Source organism: Spirillospora sp. CA-142024, assembly GCF_050942325.1.
GTDB lineage: Bacteria > Actinomycetota > Actinomycetes > Streptosporangiales > Streptosporangiaceae > Spirillospora.
This window is the reverse complement of the sequence record NZ_CP192077.1, coordinates 3,394,879-3,409,782: the sequence shown is the minus strand read 5'-3', so window position 1 is coordinate 3,409,782 and position 14,904 is coordinate 3,394,879. Positions and strand designations below refer to the sequence as shown.

16 protein-coding genes are annotated in these 14,904 nt (G+C 74.3%); 8 read left to right on the top strand and 8 right to left on the bottom strand.

Annotated features, from left to right (window positions below; translation table 11 throughout):
• Positions 1-75 precede the first annotated feature (75 nt).
• From trpC to ACQPZP_RS16500, 6 genes are all read right to left on the bottom strand, one after another.
• Positions 76-882 (bottom strand): indole-3-glycerol phosphate synthase TrpC, encoded by an 807-nt coding sequence (gene trpC / locus ACQPZP_RS16525; protein ID WP_433478490.1) that lies wholly within the window; start codon positions 880-882, stop codon positions 76-78.
• Positions 883-995: 113 nt separating this feature from the next.
• Positions 996-1,451, bottom strand: coding sequence for a DUF2752 domain-containing protein (locus ACQPZP_RS16520; RefSeq protein WP_433468654.1), 456 nt, complete (start codon positions 1,449-1,451; stop codon positions 996-998).
• A 29-nt stretch (positions 1,452-1,480) separates the two neighbouring features.
• Positions 1,481-2,149 (bottom strand): response regulator transcription factor, encoded by a 669-nt coding sequence (locus ACQPZP_RS16515; protein WP_433478489.1) that lies wholly within the window; start codon positions 2,147-2,149, stop codon positions 1,481-1,483.
• Complete coding sequence (locus ACQPZP_RS16510; RefSeq protein ID WP_433478488.1) at positions 2,146-2,745, bottom strand: Trp biosynthesis-associated membrane protein; 600 nt, start codon at positions 2,743-2,745, stop codon at positions 2,146-2,148. The genes ACQPZP_RS16515 and ACQPZP_RS16510 overlap by 4 nt, the downstream gene beginning before the upstream one ends.
• A 111-nt stretch (positions 2,746-2,856) precedes the next feature.
• The gene (locus tag ACQPZP_RS16505) at positions 2,857-3,063 is read right to left on the bottom strand and encodes a cold-shock protein (RefSeq protein ID WP_018657218.1); all 207 of its coding nucleotides are present in this window, start codon (positions 3,061-3,063) and stop codon (positions 2,857-2,859) included.
• A gap of 248 nt (positions 3,064-3,311) precedes the next feature.
• Positions 3,312-4,019: a TIGR03085 family metal-binding protein gene (locus ACQPZP_RS16500; RefSeq protein ID WP_433478487.1), complete on the bottom strand. Its 708-nt coding sequence runs from the start codon at positions 4,017-4,019 to the stop codon at positions 3,312-3,314.
• A 137-nt stretch (positions 4,020-4,156) separates the two neighbouring features.
• Between ACQPZP_RS16500 and ACQPZP_RS16495 the strand changes: the two genes are divergently transcribed.
• The 4 genes from ACQPZP_RS16495 to ACQPZP_RS16480 all read left to right on the top strand — a co-directional run bounded on the left by ACQPZP_RS16495 (position 4,157) and on the right by ACQPZP_RS16480 (position 9,685).
• The gene (locus ACQPZP_RS16495; protein WP_433478486.1) at positions 4,157-6,007 is read left to right on the top strand and encodes an ABC transporter ATP-binding protein; all 1,851 of its coding nucleotides are present in this window, start codon (positions 4,157-4,159) and stop codon (positions 6,005-6,007) included.
• Positions 6,004-7,800 carry an ABC transporter ATP-binding protein gene (locus ACQPZP_RS16490; RefSeq protein ID WP_433478485.1) on the top strand — a complete coding sequence of 599 codons (1,797 nt, stop codon included), beginning with the start codon at positions 6,004-6,006 and terminating at the stop codon, positions 7,798-7,800. Before ACQPZP_RS16495 ends, ACQPZP_RS16490 begins: the two co-directional genes overlap by 4 nt.
• A 103-nt stretch (positions 7,801-7,903) precedes the next feature.
• Positions 7,904-9,157, top strand: coding sequence for a hypothetical protein (locus ACQPZP_RS16485; protein ID WP_433478484.1), 1,254 nt, complete (start codon positions 7,904-7,906; stop codon positions 9,155-9,157).
• A gap of 78 nt (positions 9,158-9,235) precedes the next feature.
• Positions 9,236-9,685 (top strand): hypothetical protein, encoded by a 450-nt coding sequence (locus ACQPZP_RS16480; RefSeq protein ID WP_433478483.1) that lies wholly within the window; start codon positions 9,236-9,238, stop codon positions 9,683-9,685.
• A gap of 6 nt (positions 9,686-9,691) precedes the next feature.
• Here ACQPZP_RS16480 and ACQPZP_RS16475 read toward each other — a convergent pair whose 3' ends face one another.
• Positions 9,692-10,309: a hypothetical protein gene (locus ACQPZP_RS16475; protein ID WP_433479621.1), complete on the bottom strand. Its 618-nt coding sequence runs from the start codon at positions 10,307-10,309 to the stop codon at positions 9,692-9,694.
• Positions 10,310-10,440: 131 nt separating this feature from the next.
• On the opposite strand from ACQPZP_RS16475, the gene ACQPZP_RS16470 reads away from it, so the two are divergent.
• On the top strand, positions 10,441-10,776 hold the full coding sequence (locus tag ACQPZP_RS16470) for a hypothetical protein (RefSeq protein WP_433478482.1): 336 nt from the start codon (positions 10,441-10,443) through the stop codon (positions 10,774-10,776).
• Between the two features lie 19 nt (positions 10,777-10,795).
• Positions 10,796-11,971 carry a winged helix DNA-binding domain-containing protein gene (locus ACQPZP_RS16465; RefSeq protein ID WP_433478481.1) on the top strand — a complete coding sequence of 392 codons (1,176 nt, stop codon included), beginning with the start codon at positions 10,796-10,798 and terminating at the stop codon, positions 11,969-11,971.
• 7 nt (positions 11,972-11,978) lie between these two features.
• Here the strand turns inward: ACQPZP_RS16465 and ACQPZP_RS16460 are convergent, their stop codons facing one another.
• A complete protein-coding gene (locus tag ACQPZP_RS16460) occupies positions 11,979-12,596 on the bottom strand; it encodes a hypothetical protein (RefSeq protein WP_433478480.1) in 618 nt (205 codons plus the stop codon).
• A gap of 144 nt (positions 12,597-12,740) precedes the next feature.
• On the opposite strand from ACQPZP_RS16460, the gene ACQPZP_RS16455 reads away from it, so the two are divergent.
• Both ACQPZP_RS16455 and ACQPZP_RS16450 read left to right on the top strand, forming a co-directional pair.
• Positions 12,741-13,874 carry an acyl-CoA dehydrogenase family protein gene (locus ACQPZP_RS16455; RefSeq protein WP_433478479.1) on the top strand — a complete coding sequence of 378 codons (1,134 nt, stop codon included), beginning with the start codon at positions 12,741-12,743 and terminating at the stop codon, positions 13,872-13,874.
• Positions 13,874-14,842: an acyl-CoA dehydrogenase family protein gene (locus ACQPZP_RS16450; protein ID WP_433478478.1), complete on the top strand. Its 969-nt coding sequence runs from the start codon at positions 13,874-13,876 to the stop codon at positions 14,840-14,842. Before ACQPZP_RS16455 ends, ACQPZP_RS16450 begins: the two co-directional genes overlap by 1 nt.
• The last annotated feature ends 62 nt before the right edge of the window (positions 14,843-14,904 follow it).

The window sequence follows — 14,904 nt, the reverse complement described above, 5'->3', positions numbered from 1 at the left end:
GTTTCAGCCCCGCCATCGCTCCCGGAGCGGTTCGACCTGCATGCACTCACCCTACCGAGCCGCGGGCCCCGGCCGTCAGCCGCTCTGCCGCAGCGCCGGGTGGGCGCCCGCCGCGACCAGGTCGGCGACCGCGGAACGCGGGTCCTTGCCGACCACGAGGCTCTCCCCGACCAGCACCGCGTCGGCGCCGCTGGAGGCGTAGGCGAGCAGGTCGTGCGGCCCCCGCACCCCCGACTCGGCGACCTTCACGACGTCCTTGGGCAGCGTGGGCGCGACCCGGGCGAACACGCCGCGGTCGACCTGCAGGGTGCGCAGGTCGCGGGCGTTCACGCCGATGACCCTGGCGCCCGCGTCGACGGCGCGGGCCGCCTCCTCCTCGGTGTGCACCTCGACGAGCGGGACCAGCCCGATCGACTCGGCCCGCTCGACCAGCGAGACCAGGGCGTCCTGTTCCAGCGCGGCGACGATCAGCAGCGCCATGTCGGCGCCGGCCGCGCGCGCCTCCCACAGCTGGTAGGAGGTGACGATGAAGTCCTTGCGCAGGACGGCGACGTCGACGTCGGCGCGGACCTCGGCGAGGTCGGCCAGGCTGCCGCCGAAGCGGCGCCGCTCGGTCAGCACGCTGATCACCTTCGCGCCGCCGGCCGCGTAGTCGCGGGCGAGCGCGGCGGGGTCGGCGATCGCGGCGAGCGCGCCCTTGGACGGGCTGCTGCGCTTGACCTCGGCGATGACCGAGACGCCCTGCCCGCGCAGCGCGCCGAGCGCGTCCCGCGGAGCCGGGGCCTTCGCCGCCTTCTCCTTGAGGGCGTCGAGCGGGACCTCGCGCTGCCTGTCGGCGAGATCGGCCCGGACGCCCTCGATGATCTCGTCCAAAACGCTCAAGGTCGCAGGCCCCCTATTTCAGGTCGTTCCGTCCACCGATCGTAGCCGCCCCCTCGGACGCTCCCCGCACCCGGGCGGGCCGTCCGGCGCCGCCGCGCCGCGGGCGGCGCCCGTCAGGGCGCCAGCGCGTGCGCGAACGGCAGGTTGCGGACGATCCAGTAGACGACGAGAAGGCCGACGAACGAGTACGCGACGACCGGCTTGAACAGGGCCGAGCGCATCGGCAGCCCTTGCGCGGTCCTGACCGTCCACCGGACGTACAGGTAGCCGAAGACCGGCAGCATGACGAACAGCAGCGGGTTGAGCCCGAACGCGGTGCCCACGTGCCCGTGCGTGAGCGCGTACACGAGCCGCGTCATGCCGCAGCCGGGGCAGTAGTACCCGGTCAGGGCCAGGAACGGGCAGCCGGGGTAGTGCCCGGGCTCGTTGGGGTCCGCGCGGAACGCGATGACCAGTGCTCCGGCGACGACCCCGCCCAGCACCGCCGCCTGGGGCGCCAGCGCCCGTCCCAGGCTCCGCCCGGCGGGCGCATGCGAGTGCTCCTGCGCGTGGGCGGATAGGCGGGTCACACGTCCACCTTAAGCGTCCCCTGGAGGGATCAGGCGTCCAGGACGTAGCCGACGCCCCGGACGGTTCTGATGGGGCTGCCTTCGCCGAGCTTGGCGCGGAGCTGGGCGACGTGGACGTCGACCGTGCGGCTCCCGGCGCCGGCGCCGGGCCCCCAGGCGGCGTCGAGGAGCTGTTCGCGGGTGAAGACGCGCCCCGGGTTGCCCATGAGGAATTCGAGGAGGTCGAACTCGGTGACGGTGAGGGTGACGCGGCGGTCGGCGACGACGGCGGCGCGGTCGCGCGGGTCGAGGGCGATGCGGCCGGCGCGCAGCGGGCCCGGCGGCGTCTCGGCGGGCCCGCCGTGGCGGAGGGCCTCGGCGACGGCGCCGACGAGCACGCGGGGGCCGAAGGGCCGGTCGACGCGGTGGTCGCCGAGCGCCGGCGCGATCGCCGGATCGAGCGGGCCGGTGACGGCGACGACGGGCGCGGGGCGGGCGGCGTCGGCGACGCGCCGGTAGAGGTCGGCGGGCAGCGCGCAGGTGGACAGGTCGAGGACGACGACGTCCGGGCGGCTGCGCCGGGCGGCGGCGGGCGCCCGCGCCGGGTCGGCCTCGATCTCGACGTCGAAGCCCTCGCGGGCGAGGTAGCGGCGCTGGAGTTCGGCGACGGCGGGGTCGTGCTCGATCACGAGGACGAGGCCTCCCCCGTCGGCGCTCACGATCGTCCGTTCCGCCGCGCGGTCGGGTCCTCGCCTCGGTCGAGGGACTTCCACAGCGCGGACGGGTCGTCCTCCGCGGCCGCGGCGTCGCGCGGGGCGGCGCGCTCGTAGCGGGCCGACATGCCCGGCCAGCGCGTCCCGCGGACGGCGGTGAGAAGCCCGGCGACGACGAGCAGGATCCCGCCGGTGACCGAGACCATCCACCACAGGTCGACGTCCAGGGCGGGGTCGGCGCCGAGCTTGAGCAGGGCGCTCTTGTCCCCGGCGGCGGACAGCACGTTCGGGCGCTGGACGGCGGCGGTGGAGGCGTAGGCGATGCCGGCGCCGAACAGGGCGATGAGGACCCCCACGCCCGCGCGGACGCGTCCCCGGGTGGCGAACAGGGCGGCGAGCCCTGCGAGGCCGGCCCATCCGAGGGCGCCGGACGCGCCGCCGAGGTCGCCGCCGGTGAGGTGCTGTGTGAACGGGGTGATGGCGTTCTCGGCGCTGACGGTGGCCCAGGTGCGCCCGGCGGCGAGCAGGGCGAGGCCGGCTCCGGCGGCGCACAGCAGCGCCGTCAGGCCGCGTTCACGCGCGGGTGTTCCACCTAGCGACATGCGCCCATTCTGCCGTCCGTCCCGCGATGCGAGGCACGGACCCCGCCCGGACGTGACAGGGCCCACCCTCCCTGGCGGTGGGGGGTGGGCCCTGATGTACGACTGCGGGTGTTACAGGGGGACGACCTGGTCGGCCTGCGGACCCCGGTTACCCTGCGTCACCTCGAACTGGACGCGCTGGTTCTCGTCCAGCGTGCGGTACCCGGAGGACTGGATGGCCGAGTAATGCACGAAGACGTCCGGCCCGCCGCCGTCCACGGCGATGAAGCCGAAACCCTTCTCGGCGTTGAACCACTTCACGGTGCCCTGCTGGGGCATGTCTTTCTCCTTGCGGCAAAACCTGGGCCCACACCTCGCGGGCCCGTGCGGTCGCTGCGGAACGCTCTCGCCCCCGGTACGGTCCCGGAAAAGCCAAAACGCCCGCTGCCATCAGTTCGCGGGCGTCTTGAACGATCGAGAACCACGACTGCAACCGACCGCCCCACCGTATCACCGCTTCCGCGTAAAGCGGAGGAGCCGCATCACTTGCGTTTCTCCTCTCGGCGAACCGTGCCGTTACCTGCCCGTTAAAGACTCCAACCGGTCTCGGTCAGGGTCTTGACAGCGTCCGTGGCCCCGGTGAGGCGGACCTTCGCGACGTCCCCGCGGCCCAGTGCCCACAGGACGAGTTCGCCGACCGGGCCGTGCACGCGCACGGCTCCGCGAGTCCCGCCGGAGACGCGGACGCTCCTGCCGTCCGGTTGGACGAGCGTTACCTCGACATGAACTTTTCTTAGGACAAAGCGGGCAATTTTTATCCGTCGCCAGAGAAGTTCCTCGAGTTCCCGCGAGATCTCCCGAGGCTCCCAGTCGGGACGCGCACGGCGGACGTCCTCATGGTGAACAAAGAACTCGACGCCGTTCGCGATTTTGTCGACTCCGGGAACCGCGTAGGGCGAGAACTTCGGCGGTCCCTGCCGAAACCGTTCCACCAGCCGGTCGAACGGCACGGCGCGCGCCGTCCGCCGCCGCACACGCTCGGTGTAGAAGGCCAGCGGGGACAGCAGAATTCCCGGGGCCGCGTCGGGGCGTCCCTCCCGGACGACCAGATGGGCGGCCAGGTCGCGCGCGTTCCAGCCGGCGCATCCGGTGGCCGCTTCCGGCCCGGCCTCCGCCAGCGCGGCCGCCAGCAGCAGCCGCTCGCGGCGGACGGGGCCCGCGCCGGCGCCGGAGTCGGCACCGGTGGCCGCCGGTCCGGACGCGGCGGGGACCGGGTCGTCCTCGGGCGTGCTCATCGCCTGATCGTAGGCCGTCGCGAGGCGGCCGGGAATAAGCGTCCGGGCGGGATGGTAGGTGATATCCGGACCCGCAAATCCCCCCATCGCGGACGTGAGGGGGATTTCGGCCCCCCGCCCGTGATCAAGGAGTCGCCGTGCCACCTGCGTCCAGACGCGTCAGCCCGCATGTCCTCAGGGAGGGCCTGGGCGTCCTGTGGGTGGCGGTGAAGGCGGAACCGCGGGTCTTCACCCTGTCGGTGCTCGCCAGCGCCCTGTACGCGGCGATGACCGTGGCGACCGCGCGGGTGCTCGGCTGGGCGACCGAGAAGGTCGTGCTGCCGGCGTTCGAGTCGGGGCACACGACGGCCGGGGCGCTGGCCGGGGCCGCCGCCGTCGTCATGGCGGTGGCGCTGCTGAAGGCGCTCGGCGTCGCCGGCCGCCGGTTCTACGCGGGCCTCATGCAGTACCGGCTGCAGGCGTCCTACCGCCGGTCGGTGACCCGGCAGTACCTGCGGCTGCCGCTGGCCTGGCACCACCGGCATCCGACCGGGCAGCTGCTGTCGAACGCCAACGCCGACGTGGAGGCGGTGTGGGCGCCGATCGCGCCGCTGCCGATGGCGGTCGGCGTGGTGTTCATGCTGCTGATCGCGGCCGTGTCGATCCTGGTCACCGACGTGGTCGTCGCCGGGGTCGGCTTCCTGGTCTTCCCGGCCGTCGCGCTCATCAACGTCGTCTACCAGCGCCGGCTGTCGCCGGTGGCGACCCGCGCGCAGCAGCTGCGCGCGGAGGTCAGCGAGGTCGCGCACGAGAGCTTCGAGGGCGGGCTGGTCGTCAAGACCCTCGGCCGGGAGGCGGCGGAGACGCGCCGCTTCGCGGAGCGGGCCCGGGAACTGCGGGACGCGAACATCGCCGTCGGCCGGATCCGCGGGCTGTTCGACCCGGTGCTGGAGGCGCTGCCGAACCTGGGCGTGCTCGCCGTCCTGCTGATCGGGTCGGTGCGGCTGGACTCCGGCGCGATGTCGGCCGGCGACCTGGTGAACGTCGCCTACCTGTTCACGCTGCTGTCGTGGCCGATCCGCGCGCTGGGCTGGGTGCTCGGCGAGGTGCCGCGCAGCGTCGTCGGGTGGAACCGGGTCCGCGGCGTGCTGGACGCGACGGGGTCCCTCCCCTACGGGGACGGTTCGCTGGACGGCTCCGGCGGGAGGGCGACCGAGCTGGAGGTCCGGGAGGTCAGGTTCGCCTACGAGGCGGCCGACGGCGACGGTTCCGGGCGCCGCGTCCTGCACGACGTGTCGTTCGCCGCCTCCCCCGGACGGACGATCGCGATCGTCGGCCCGACGGGGTCGGGCAAGTCGACGCTGACCTCGCTGCTCGTCCGGCTGGTCGACCCGGCGGACGGGTCCGTCCTGCTGGACGGCGCCGATCTGCGGGACGTACGGCGCGGCGGGGTCGCGGCGACGGCGGCGCTCGTCCCGCAGCAGACGTTCCTGTTCGACGACACGGTGCGCGGCAACGTGACGCTCGGGCTGGACGTCCCGGACGAGCGGGTCTGGGAGGCGCTGCGCCTCGCCCAGGCCGAAGGGTTCGTGGCGGCCCTCCCCGGCGGGCTCGACACGCGGGTGGGCGAGCGCGGGGCGACGCTGTCCGGGGGCCAGCGCCAGCGGCTCGCGCTCGCGCGCGCCCTGGTGCGGCGGCCCCGGCTCCTCGTCCTGGACGACGCGACGTCCAGCGTCGACCCGCAGGTCGAGGCGCGCATCCTGGAAAGCCTGCGGGAGGCGCAAGAGGACGAGACCGGCGGCGCGACCGTCGTGGTCGTCGCCTACCGCAAGGCCACGATCGCGCTCGCCGACGAGGTCGTGTACATGGAGCACGGCCGGGTCATCGCGCGTGGCACCCACCTCGCGCTGCTGGACAGTTCGGAGGGCTACCGCAACCTCGTCAACGCCTATGAGCGGGCCGAGGCCGAGCAGGAAGCGGTCGAGGGCGGCGAGGAGGCCCTGACATGACGACGATGACGAACACCGCCGGGCTGAGCGACACCGCCGACGAGGGCGCGATCAGCACGCTCCGGCGCGGGCTGCGGCTCAGCCCGGAGTTCCGGGCCGGGCTGGCGGGGACGCTCGCGCTCGCCCTGGTGTCGACGGCGGGGCGCGTGGTGGTGCCGATCGCCGTCCAGCAGACCATCGACAAGGGGCTCGGCGGAACCGGCGGCCCCGACATCGGCTTCATCCGGACGGCGGTGCTGCTGTGCGCGGCGGCCGTGCTGGTGACGGCCGTGTGCGCGTACCTGATGAACGTGCGGCTGTACCGGACGTCCGAGGGCGGGCTGGCCGGTCTCCGGGTCAGGGCGTTCCGGCACGTCCACGACCTGTCGATGCTCACCCAGAGCGGCGAGCGGCGGGGCGCGCTGGTGTCGCGGGTGACGAGCGACGTCGACCAGATCAGCCAGTTCATGCAGTCGGGCGGGCTGATGTTCATCGTGTCGATGGGGCAGCTGCTCGTGGCGAGCCTGCTCATGGTCGTCTACTCGTGGGAGCTGGCCCTGCTGGTCTGGGCGGCGTTCCTGCCGCTGGCGTTCGCGCTGCGCCGCTTCCAGCGGATCCTGTCGCGGGCCTATATGCGGGTGCGCGAGCGGATGGGCGACCTGCTGGCGGCGGTCAGCGAGTCGGTCGTGGGCGCCCCGGTCATCCGCGCGTACGCGTCGGAGGAGCGCACCGGGCGGCGGGTGGACGAGACCGTGGAGTCCTACCGCTCCGCGCAGACCCGGGCGCAGGCCATGGTCGCGCTCACGTTCCCCATCAGCGAGCTGGTGGCCGCGCTGGCCACCGCCGCCGTCGTCATCGCCGGGACGCTGCTCGGCGTCGCCGGGGAGGTGTCGGCCGGAAAGCTGGTCGCGTTCCTCTTCCTGGTCACCCTGTTCGTCAGCCCCATGCAGACGGCCACGGAGGTGCTCAACGAGGCGCAGAACGCGATCGCGGGCTGGCGGCGGGTGCTCGGCGTGCTGGACACCGTCCCGGACGTCGCCGACCCGGGCGACGCGGGTGAGACGCTGCCGCGCGGCCCGATCGAGGTGCGGTTCGAGTCCGTGGGGTTCGCCTACCCCGGCGGCCCGCCCGTCCTGCACGACGCGGACGTCGCCATCGCGCCGCGCAGCCGCGTCGCGATCGTCGGGCAGACGGGCTCGGGCAAGACGACGTTCGCCAAGCTCCTGACCCGGCTCATGGACCCCGTCTCCGGCCGTGTGCTCGTGGACGGCGTGCCCCTGGACCGCGTCCGGTTCTCGTCGCTGCGCGAGCGGATCGTCATGGTGCCGCAGGACGGGTTCCTGTTCGACGCCTCGCTCGCCGACAACATCCGCTACGGGCGCCCGGACGCGTCCGACGAGGACCTCGTCCTGGCCTTGACCGAGCTCGGCCTCGCCGACTGGCTCGACGGGCTCCCGCAGGGCCTGCGCACGCCGGTCGGGCAGCGCGGCGAATCGCTGTCGGCCGGCGAGCGCCAGCTCGTCGCGCTGGCCCGCGCCTACATCGCCGACCCGGACCTCCTCGTCCTGGACGAGGCGACGTCCGCCGTCGACCCGGCCACCGAGGTGCGGATCCAGCGGGCGCTCGACGGCGTCACCCGCGGCCGCACGGCGATCTCCATCGCGCACCGTCTCTCCACCGCCGAGGCGGCGGACGAAGTGATCGTCTTCGACGCGGGACGGATCGTCCAGCGCGGCCCGCACGCCGACCTCGTGACCGAACCGGGCGTCTACGCCGACCTCCACACCTCCTGGATCGCCCAACGCGGGCTGTGATCGGAGAGGACGGCCCCCAGGACTCGCGTATCGGGCCCCCTCGACTGGGAAAACGCAGCTAAAGCACTTGCCCGTTATCTGGTCCAGTGCGCATTCTGCTGGGGTGAGCAACGAGGTGTTGGAATCGGCGGGCACGCTGCACGGTCAGCTGCAGCGGGGGCTCGGGAGGGCCGCGCGGCGCGCGGCGGACAGGCCCGGTGCGGGCGAGTACGTCTACGCCTGTGTCCGGCGGGATCCACGCTGGGATCGCCAGTGCGAGTCACGGCGGCTGTACTACGCCCGGTTGATGGTGGATCTGGAGTTGCCGGCGGGGCCGGTGGCGGAGCACCTGTTCGACCCGTCGGACCACACCGACCCGGACGAGTGGCGGGTGGATCTGGCGCTGGGCGTGCTCGCCGATCTGGTGCGGCTGAGCAGGCGGGAGGCCGCGGCGCCGCTGCGCCGGTACGCCGAGGAGGGCGCGCAGTGGTTCGACGCCGTCGCCGAGCTCATCGATCTCGAGGATCCGTCGCTAACGACCGGTTTGGACGCTCTCGTCGCCGCGCGCTGCGACGACGCGGACCTGGCGCTGCTGATCCCGGGCCGGTTCAACCCGGTGATCGAGGCGTGGGCGGCGCGGCAGCCGCGGGTGGCCGAGGCGCTGGAGCGGCAGCGGGAGGCGGGCCGGGCGGCGCGCCGGGCGATGGCCACGGCCCCCGGGCGGGACGGGCAGAGCGAGGCCGAGCTGCTGGACGTGGCCCGGCGGCGGGGCGAGGGGGCCATCGCGGCGATCTTCGAGCTGGGCCGCCGGCGCACGCTCGCGCTGCTCGACCTGGCCGAGGAGCTGCTGCCGCAGCGGCCCAGCCGGTTCGGCGGCGCGGTGTGCCGGGCGCTGCGCGAGTACGGGCCGGAGACGCTGCCGCGGGCGCGGGCGTGGGCGGCGGAGCGGGGCGGCTGCGCGGACATGGGGCTGCGCATCCTCGCCCGCTACGGCACCCGGCAGGACATACCGCTGCTGATGGACGAGCTGCGCGCCGCCGTCACCGGGCGGGAGTGGGCCGACGCCGCGAGCCCGATCGAGGGGCTGGGGCGGCTGCGCGCCGGTGAGGCCGTCCCGCTGTTGAAGACCGCTTGGGCCGAGTCCACCTATGCCTATCTGAGACCCCGCATTCTGACCGCGTTGACGAGAACGGCGCCGCACACCGCCGAGTCCTACACCGTCGAGGGGCTGTGGGACTGCGAGGACGGCGTCCGGGCCGAGGCCGCCCGGTTCGCGCCGCTGACCCACGAGACCGGGCTGCGGCTGCGGCGGCTGCACAACGACGGCGCCGAGGACCCTGACGTCCGCGCCGCGGCCGGCGCCCGCCTGATGACCTGAGAGCCCGGATGAACCCCGCCGGGGCGGGGCGCGTATTCCCCCGTCGAATCGCGCGTCTCACCCCGGAGAGGAAGAGCGATGGGTTCCCGACACCATCTCGGCCTGATGAAGACGGTGCCGCTGTGCGCCGCCGCGCTTGCCCTGCCGCTCGCGGCCGGCTGCTCCGCCAAGTCGGACGCGTCGGCGACCGGCGGCAAGGCCGCCGAGCCGGCGAGCCTGGCGGAGCTCGCCCAGCAGACGGACTGCTCCCTGACCGGGAAGCGGAAGGTCAAGGATCTGGAGCAGGGGAACTGCAAGACCTCGCAGGGACGCTTCGTCCTGCTCAGCTTCACCACCGACAACGGCATGAACGCCTGGCTGACGGAGGCCAAGCCCTGGGGCGGGACGTACCTCGTCGGGGCGCGCTGGGTGGCGGTCAGCCAGGAGCAGACCCTGCAGTCGCTCCGCAAGGAGCTGGGCGGCAAGATCGTCCAGGGTGACAACCACGGCCCGAGCCACGGATCCGGTCACGGCGCCGGTCACGGCTGAGCCGTCTCACCGGGTCCCGGCGGCCTCGTCGCCGCGGACGAGGAGGGCGCTCCAGCGCTCCAGGGCGGGGCCGAGGCGGGCCAGGACGCGCCGCGCCGCGAGGCCGCGGCCGATCACGCCCGGGTGCCACAGCGGGTGCCCGGGGCCGTCGACGACGACGCGGACGGCGGCGACCGGCAGGGTCCCGGCGCGCGCGGCGACGAGGGCGGACTCCATGTCCGCCACCCGGGCGCCCTGCGCCGCCAGCGGCGCGCGTTCCGCGCCGCGGACGACGTGGCCGGCGGTCAGCAGCGGACCGGTCTGCACGCTCAGGCCGTCCCGGATCAGCTCCTCGGCGAGCAGCCGCGGCGCCGCGCACGGCACCGCCTTCCCGCCCGCGGCGATCCCGCGGATCTCGTCGGCGACGAGGACGTCGCCGGGGCGCAGCCGCTCGTCGAGCGCGCCACCGAAGCCGACCGCGACCAGCGCGGCGCAGGCGTCCGGCAGCCGGTCGGCGCGGCGGGCCCGGTAGCCGACGACCACGACGGGCGTGCGGGTGAGGCCGCGCCGGACCGCGCGCGCCTCGATGCCCAGGGCGGCGCACACCACGGGGCCCAGCACCGGCGACTCCACGGCTTCGTCCATGTTCACCCGTCCAGCGAAACACGAGGTCATCCGGAGATCCAGTTCCGTCACCGCGGGGTACCACATTCGTCCTGGGCGGATCCGCCTCGCGGAGGGCGCGGGCGGGCCCCCGTCCCCATAGACTCCCGGGTATGACCTCCTTTCCCCTTCGGCGGAAGCTGGCCGTACTCCCGTTCGTCCTGCTGCTGCTCGGCGGTGCGGCCGCGTGCGGCGGCGAGAACAGCAAGACCTCCTGCGGCGTCAACTCGTGCACGGTGACCTTCGACCGCGGCGTCGACGCGAGCGCGTCCGTGCTGGGCGTCAAGGCCGAACTCGTGAAGGTGCAGGGCGAGATGGTCACCCTCAAGATCGGCGGGCAGACCGTGACGGTCCCGGCCGGCGACGGGCAGCAGTCCGACGGGTTCGACGTCTCGGTGCAGTCGGTCACCAAGGACCACGTGGTCGTGAAGATCTCCCACAGCGGCTGATCCGGTCTAGTATTCGCTCATGCGTTCGATGAACGTGGCGGAGCGGCGGGCCCGGCTCGCGCTCCGCCACCGGCTTTCCCCGCGGCTCAGGACCGACGACGTCGCCGACATCGCGCGGTCGATGGTGGTGCTGCACGCCACCGACCCGGCCACGGTGTTCCTGTCGGTCGCGGCCCGCAGCGTCGGCGCGGTCCCGGGCGCGGTGGAGAAGGCCCTGTACGACGACCGCACGCTGCTGCGGATGCTCGCGATGCGCCGGACGATGTTCGTCGCGCCCGTGGAGCTCGTCCCGGTCCTGCAGTCGTCCACGGCCGACGGGCTGGCCGCCAAGCAGCGCGCCACCTACTCACGGATGATCGAGCGCGGTGGCGACGTCCCCGACGTCCCGGCCTTCTTCGCCGAGGCCGAGGAGGCCGCGCACCGGGCCCTGCTGGCCCGCGGTGAGGCGACGGGCGCCCAGCTCAGCACGGATGTGCCGCTGCTGCGGACCAAGGTCGACCCGGCGCCCGGCAAGTCCTACTCGCGGCCGACGAGCGTCACCACGTGGATCCTGGTCACGCTCGGCTGCGAGGGCCGCATCGTGCGCGGCCGGCCGAACGGCTCGTGGACGAGCAGCCAGTACCGGTGGTCCCCCGTCGAGGCATGGCTGCCGGGCGGGATCGAGGACGTCCCGGCGGACGAGGCCCGGGCCGAGCTCGTCCGCCGCTGGCTGCGCGCGTTCGGGCCCGCGCCGGCCTCGGACCTGAAGTGGTGGACGGGCTGGAACGCCGGCGACGTCAAGAAGGCGCTCGCCCTCCTGGACGTCACCGAGGTCGATCTCGGCGGCGCGACCGGCCTCGTCCTGTCCGAAGACCTGGAGCCCACGCCCGCGCCGGAGCCGTGGGCGGCGCTGCTGCCCGCGCTCGACCCGACCCCGATGGGCTGGCAGGAGCGCGGCTGGTTCCTCGGCGGCCACGGCCCGGCGCTGTTCGACCGGAACGGCAACATCGGCCCGTCCGTGTGGTGGGACGGCCGCATCGTCGGCGGCTGGGCGCAGCGCAAGGACGGCGAGATCGTGTTCCGCCTGCTGGAGGACGCCGGCGCGGAGGCCGAGGCCGCCGTCGAACGGGAGGCCGCGCGCATGGCGGCGTGGTACGGCGACGTCCGCGCGATCCCGCGGTTCCGCACCCCGCTGGAGCGGGAGCTCACGTCCTGAGGCGGCGTCAGTAGTAGGGGCCGGCCGCGGTGACCGTCCGCCGCTTGGCGCTGCCGCGGCGCAGGAGGGTGACGACGAACGCGACGGCGGCGAGCCCGCCGAGGCCCAGCGCGGTCAGCAGGGCGAGACCGAGGTAGCCGTGGACGGTGTCGTCCGGTGTCACCAGAAGGGGCCCGTCGGCGCCCTGGCACGTCAGCAGGGCGTCACCGGACACCGGTGCCGTGAACGTCGCCGTGTAGCGGTAGGACGCGTGGTCGGACGCGCTCCAGGAGTTCTTCTTTGTCAGCCGGAGGGGCCCGGACTGTTCTCCCACCTGCACCCGGCAGGCGTAGGGCGACGACCCGCCCGTGCGGACGTACACGAAGTACCCGTATCCCTCCGTGAGCTCGATCCTCACTCCGGAGACGGAATCGCCCACGGCCGACGGGCCGTCCGCGACCTCAGAGCTGTCCCACAGCAACGCCACCATGGTGAAGAACCCCGCGACGGCGACCAGCACGAGGACGATCGGCAGCGCGTACCAGCCCGCGCCCGGCCGGATGCGCTGCGGCGGCGCCCAGTTCGGCCCCGCGGGCCCCGGCCCCATGGGCGGCGGTCCCATCGGCGGGTTCGACCCGGGCCACATGTCTTCTCCCCCCGCGGAGCACTTCTGCCGGATGACAACGATTCCAGAGAACCGCAGGCCCCGCCAGGAAGCCTTATGTAAGGGGCTGCTGATCGCGGCGTTCGAGCTTGTCTGTAACGTCGCCCTGGGACAGAGGAGGTGGGCGTGGCGACACCGTCCGGCCTGGAGCCCGTGACGCTGCCGCCCGAGACCGCGGGGCTGCGGTCGCGGGTCCGGGAGTTCCTCGCGGAGACCCCGTTCACGGCCCGCTGCGACAGCTGGCTCACCGGCGCCGACCCGGCGTTCAGCCGGCTTCTCGGCGAGCGCGGCTGGCTGGGCATGACGCTGCCGGAGCGCTACGGCGGGCACGGCCGCTCGCCGCTGGAACGCTTCGTGGTGATCGAGGAGCTGCTGGCCGCCGGGGCGCCGGTGGGCGCGCACTGGATCGCCGACCGGCAGACCGGGCCGTCCATCCTCGCCAACGGCACCGAGGAGCAGAAGAGGCGGTTCCTGCCGGCGATCGCGCGCGGCGAGTGCTTCTTCGCGATCGGGATGAGCGAACCCGACTCGGGGTCCGACCTGGCGTCCGTCCGCACGCGCGCCGAGCGGGCTGCGGGCGGGTGGCGGCTGCACGGCACCAAGGTGTGGACGAGCGGCGCCCACCTCGCGCACGCGATCCTCGTCCTCGCCCGCAGCGCGCCCCGGGACCGGGACCGGCACGCGGGGCTCGGCCAGTTCATCGTGCCGCTGCCGGACGAGCGGGTGACGATCAGGCCGATCCGCGGACTGTCCGGCGAGCACCATTTCAACGAGGTCGTGTTCGACGGCGTGTTCGTGCCGGACGCGATGGTGCTCGGCCGCGCCGGGGACGGGTGGCGGCAGGTCACCGCGGAGCTGGCCTACGAGCGCAGCGGCCCCGAGCGGCTGCTCAGCACGTTCATGCTCGTCCGGCTGCTGCACGGCCGTGCCGCCGGCCCGGCGGCGGTGCGGGCGGTCGGCGGGCTGACCGCGCGGCTGTGGGCGCTGCGCCAGGCGTCCCTGGCCGTCGCCGGCGCGCTCGCCAGGGGCGAGACGCCCGAACTGCAGGCGGCCCTCGTCAAGGACCTCGGAACGCGGTTCGAGCGCGAGGTCGTCGAGGTGGCGCGGCGGCACGCGGGCGTGGAGCCCGATCCCGGCTCCCCCGATCCGCTGGCCCGCGCGCTGGCCGAGTCGGTCGTCCAGGCGCCCGGGTTCACGCTGCGCGGCGGCACCAACGAGATCCTGCGCGGCATCGTCGCCCGCGGCCTGGGAGTCCGCTGATGGGGCTGCTGGAAGAGACCGCGGACGAGATCCTCTCCCGGCCGGATCCCTGGCCGGCGCTGGAGGAGGCGGGGCTCGCGCTCGCCGGGGTGCCGGAGGAGGCGGGCGGCAGCGGCGGTGACCTCGCCGACGCCGCCGTCGTCCTGCGCGCGGCCGGATACCACGCGGCCTCCGTGCCGCTCGCCGAGACGGGCGCGCTCGCCGGGCGGCTGCTCGCGGGCGCCGGGCTGCCGGTGCCGCCGGGCGTCCTCACGGCCATGTCCGGGGAGGCCGAGGCGGTCGAGGACGCCGGCGGCTGGACGTTGAACGGAACGTTCCGCCGGGTGCCCTGGGCCCGCTCGGCGCGGTTCCTGGTCGTCCTCGGGAACGGCCTGGTCTCCCTCGTCGACCCGGCCCGCGCGCAGATCACCGAAGGGGCGAACGTGGCGGGGGAGCCGCGCGACGACGTCGTCCTGTCCGGTGTCCGGGTGGAGGCGGCGGCGCCGTGCGCGGTGGACGCGGCGGAGCTGCGGCGGCGCGGGGCGCTGGCGCGGGCCGTCCAGCTGACGGGGGCGATGCGGCGCGCGCTGGACCTCAGCGTCCGGTACGCGGGCGAGCGCGAGCAGTTCGGGCGGCCGATCGGGCGGTTCCAGGCCGTCCAGCAGATGCTCGCCGAACTGGCCGGGGAGGCGACGGTCGCGGACGTCGCGGTGCGCGCGGCCGTCGGCACCCCGGGCGACCCGGTCGCGGTGGCCGCCGCCAAGGCGAACGCCTCGCGGGCGGCGGGCACGGTCGCGGCGATCGCCCACCAGGTGCACGGGGCGCTCGGCGTCACCGAGGAGCACGTCCTGCGCCGGGTCACGCTGCGGCTGTGGTCGTGGCGGGACGAGTACGGTGAGACCGCCTGGGCGGACGAGCTCGGCGCCGCGGCCGCCGCGGCGTCCGACCCGTGGGCCCTCATCGCGGCCGGGCCGCAACAGGGGGCCTGAACGGTTGGACGAAGCCGCGGGCGGATACCTTACTAGGTAGTAGCAAATTCCGCGCAGGGAGG

Excerpts from the sequence above, each read along its gene's own strand:
- ACQPZP_RS16510 (WP_433478488.1), bottom strand. The coding sequence starts at position 2,745 with ATGTCGCTAGGTGGAACACCCGCGCGTGAACGCGGCCTGACGGCGCTG.
- ACQPZP_RS16505 (WP_018657218.1), bottom strand. The coding sequence starts at position 3,063 with ATGCCCCAGCAGGGCACCGTGAAGTGGTTCAACGCCGAGAAGGGTTTC.
- ACQPZP_RS16500 (WP_433478487.1), bottom strand. The coding sequence starts at position 4,019 with ATGAGCACGCCCGAGGACGACCCGGTCCCCGCCGCGTCCGGACCGGCG.
- ACQPZP_RS16490 (WP_433478485.1), top strand. The coding sequence starts at position 6,004 with ATGACGACGATGACGAACACCGCCGGGCTGAGCGACACCGCCGACGAG.
- ACQPZP_RS16480 (WP_433478483.1), top strand. The coding sequence starts at position 9,236 with ATGGGTTCCCGACACCATCTCGGCCTGATGAAGACGGTGCCGCTGTGC.
- ACQPZP_RS16475 (WP_433479621.1), bottom strand. The coding sequence starts at position 10,309 with ATGGACGAAGCCGTGGAGTCGCCGGTGCTGGGCCCCGTGGTGTGCGCC.
- ACQPZP_RS16470 (WP_433478482.1), top strand. The coding sequence starts at position 10,441 with ATGACCTCCTTTCCCCTTCGGCGGAAGCTGGCCGTACTCCCGTTCGTC.
- ACQPZP_RS16465 (WP_433478481.1), top strand. The coding sequence starts at position 10,796 with ATGCGTTCGATGAACGTGGCGGAGCGGCGGGCCCGGCTCGCGCTCCGC.
- ACQPZP_RS16460 (WP_433478480.1), bottom strand. The coding sequence starts at position 12,596 with ATGTGGCCCGGGTCGAACCCGCCGATGGGACCGCCGCCCATGGGGCCG.
- ACQPZP_RS16450 (WP_433478478.1), top strand. The coding sequence starts at position 13,874 with ATGGGGCTGCTGGAAGAGACCGCGGACGAGATCCTCTCCCGGCCGGAT.